Below are 2,157 nucleotides of genomic sequence, written 5' to 3' on the forward strand. Positions count from 1 at the left end.
TTTAAAATCCCTCGGCTTATGGCTGTGCGGGTTCAAGTCCCGCCCCGGGCACCATGGAAAGAAATACAAGTAAAACAAAGCAGTACGAGCACATTTATAGCCGCCGCCAGGCGGTTTTTTTGTGCCTGAAAGGGCCCTTCATAATATACCTTCATAATATTATTTCCGTTCTACTGATCCCCTACCGCTGGAACTATTACTATTTTCCTATCATATCGAGCGGTCTGAGCTGCGTTCTTGTGTCCTGAAATTGCTTGCTTATCGTAAAGAGAACCACTCAAATCAGATATGCCCTTAGCCTTCAGGTCGTGAAAAGTGAAGTCAAACTCTAATTCTGGGTATTTATCTTTGGCGTCGGACTTGGCTTTCGACCACCGGCTATTAAATCCATCCCTTGTATATCTAGATCCTGATTGCTGGTGGATAACAAAGATACTGCTCATTCCTTTATTTAGTGGTAGTTGGTTGGCTTGGTTTATGACCGCTGTTAACCGTGGTCCCCAAGCTTTAATTTGAGCTACACTCGTCTTGCTTTGCTGTATTAATATCCCCTCGTCAATTAGTTGGCCTTTCTTCATATCTAAAATATCACCTTGTCGAGCACAGCATAAATAAGCCAGTTCCATTGCGACCTGTACTACTGGTGGCGAAACACTATAAAGAGCATCGTATTCTTTATTGGTGATATAGCGAGTGCGGCTAATTTCTTTAAATTGCTTCACGCCCTTACATGGATTCATTTTTACCATGCCACGTTCATAGCCCCAGCGGAATACTCGTGAGATAAATGCCTTCTCTCTGTTGGCCTGAGTTCGGCTTTTGATGCCGCGCTTATCCATATACTTTCGGATATGCTCTGGTTTAATTGTATCGGGTGGCATAGAGCCAAATACAGACAATACTTTAACCGAGTATTTTCTATAATCTTTCTGGGTTTCAACAGCTAACTCCATGAAGTCGCCTGAGTGTACGAAGCGCTCCACAAGTCCTTCGAAAATATTTTCATCCTTTTTGTTATTGATCATCGATTCATAAACCGCCCATACCTGTGCGGGAGTTGCATCAAAGCCGCACAATCGAATTGTGCCGCCGTGCTTGGGTTTAAACTCATAGGCGGAGCGCCCCCGGCATGTGCGGGGAGGCATCCAGTTATCCTCAGAGTTAATTCGTTTTCGGCCCATTAGTCCAATGCTCCAAAATTAGGCTCAATAGATTTATCCGTTAACTCCTTATGGCGATGAGATAGCGGATCTTGGAAATGCCCCCATGTAGTTTGAGGGCGACCATCGCGACGAGTTATAAAGAATATTCCAGCTTGACGCAATGCTTCACATTGTTTTGATGGAATACGATAACCGGTCAACTTAATTAAATCTTCCGCACTGATAATGTCAGTTGCTTCATGGTGCGCCATAATTAGCCGCCTTGCTTATCTGTAGGGTAAAACATTGGTGAACACTCTGACGGATAACCCGCTTTCCGTATTGCAATGGAGCACATGGCAATAGCAGCGTTGAAATGGTTCGCGGCGTTCAGAACCTCACCCTCAAGCCCTTCGACATCAATCAGTGGGGGGAGGATAACTGGCGTTTCTATTGCTGCTTGCCATGCCTTGTGTGCCAGATGGATACCAAAGATGCGGTAACAATTCCGCTCAGGCTCCCAGTCGATGTCAGAACCATAAAGGCCATGGACCTCTTCAAGCCACTTTTCAAACCGTTGGCGGCTAGTCATTGGCGCATACCTCCATCACGAAATCAGTGATAGTTGCATTACCGATCGCAGCCCACAGATGCCAGTGATCGTAGCAATCGCCTTCGTCCTCTGCTTCAGTAACCCGCTCGAATGGTTCGCCGTTCCACTTGCCTGTACATTTGAATTTCATTCCACACCGCCTACTATTTTTTCGTATATCCAGACAACCAACAAAACAGGCATTAACCCGATCAACATCATTAAATAAATCGGCCAAAAGAAAGAGAAAATTGCTATATGAGCTGGGCCATCACGATTAAAAGGAGTCCTCGCCTTATCGCAATAGCAGCTGAACACGAAGGCTCCAGCGGCCACAGCGAAATAAACTACAAGCACCAAATTGAGAACCGCAGTCTCGATATCCATAATTTCCATTTCACACCGCCCCTATCGCTTGTTGAA

5 protein-coding genes are annotated in these 2,157 nt (G+C 45.4%); all 5 read right to left on the bottom strand.

The genetic code is table 11. The features are described 5' to 3' along the window. Nucleotides 1-170: 170 nt before the first annotated feature. The 5 genes from AEP37_RS23335 to AEP37_RS23350 are packed head-to-tail and all read right to left on the bottom strand — an operon-like array spanning nt 171 to nt 2,130. Entirely contained in the window at nt 171-1,181 is a 1,011-nt protein-coding gene (locus AEP37_RS23335) for a tyrosine-type recombinase/integrase (RefSeq protein WP_049615565.1), read from the bottom strand. After that, a complete protein-coding gene (locus AEP37_RS23340) occupies nt 1,181-1,414 on the bottom strand; it encodes a DUF4224 domain-containing protein (RefSeq protein WP_049615566.1) in 234 nt (77 codons plus the stop codon). Before AEP37_RS23340 ends, AEP37_RS23335 begins: the two co-directional genes overlap by 1 nt. Nucleotides 1,415-1,416: 2 nt before the next feature. Next, nucleotides 1,417-1,734 (bottom strand): hypothetical protein, encoded by a 318-nt coding sequence (locus tag AEP37_RS23345; protein WP_049615567.1) that lies wholly within the window; start codon nt 1,732-1,734, stop codon nt 1,417-1,419. Beyond that, complete coding sequence (locus AEP37_RS26750; RefSeq protein WP_167337953.1) at nt 1,727-1,885, bottom strand: hypothetical protein; 159 nt, start codon at nt 1,883-1,885, stop codon at nt 1,727-1,729. Before AEP37_RS26750 ends, AEP37_RS23345 begins: the two co-directional genes overlap by 8 nt. Continuing rightward, nucleotides 1,882-2,130: a hypothetical protein gene (locus AEP37_RS23350; protein WP_049615568.1), complete on the bottom strand. Its 249-nt coding sequence runs from the start codon at nt 2,128-2,130 to the stop codon at nt 1,882-1,884. The genes AEP37_RS26750 and AEP37_RS23350 overlap by 4 nt, the downstream gene beginning before the upstream one ends. Nucleotides 2,131-2,157 lie beyond the last annotated feature (27 nt).

Source organism: Yersinia pekkanenii, from assembly GCF_001152565.1.
GTDB classification, from domain to species: domain Bacteria; phylum Pseudomonadota; class Gammaproteobacteria; order Enterobacterales; family Enterobacteriaceae; genus Yersinia; species Yersinia pekkanenii.

What these genes read in the sequence shown, in the direction of transcription:
- AEP37_RS23335 (WP_049615565.1), bottom strand. Translation starts at nt 1,181, where the DNA reads ATGGGCCGAAAACGAATTAACTCTGAGGATAACTGGATGCCTCCCCGC.
- AEP37_RS23340 (WP_049615566.1), bottom strand. Translation starts at nt 1,414, where the DNA reads ATGGCGCACCATGAAGCAACTGACATTATCAGTGCGGAAGATTTAATT.
- AEP37_RS23345 (WP_049615567.1), bottom strand. Translation starts at nt 1,734, where the DNA reads ATGACTAGCCGCCAACGGTTTGAAAAGTGGCTTGAAGAGGTCCATGGC.
- AEP37_RS26750 (WP_167337953.1), bottom strand. Translation starts at nt 1,885, where the DNA reads ATGAAATTCAAATGTACAGGCAAGTGGAACGGCGAACCATTCGAGCGG.
- AEP37_RS23350 (WP_049615568.1), bottom strand. Translation starts at nt 2,130, where the DNA reads ATGGAAATTATGGATATCGAGACTGCGGTTCTCAATTTGGTGCTTGTA.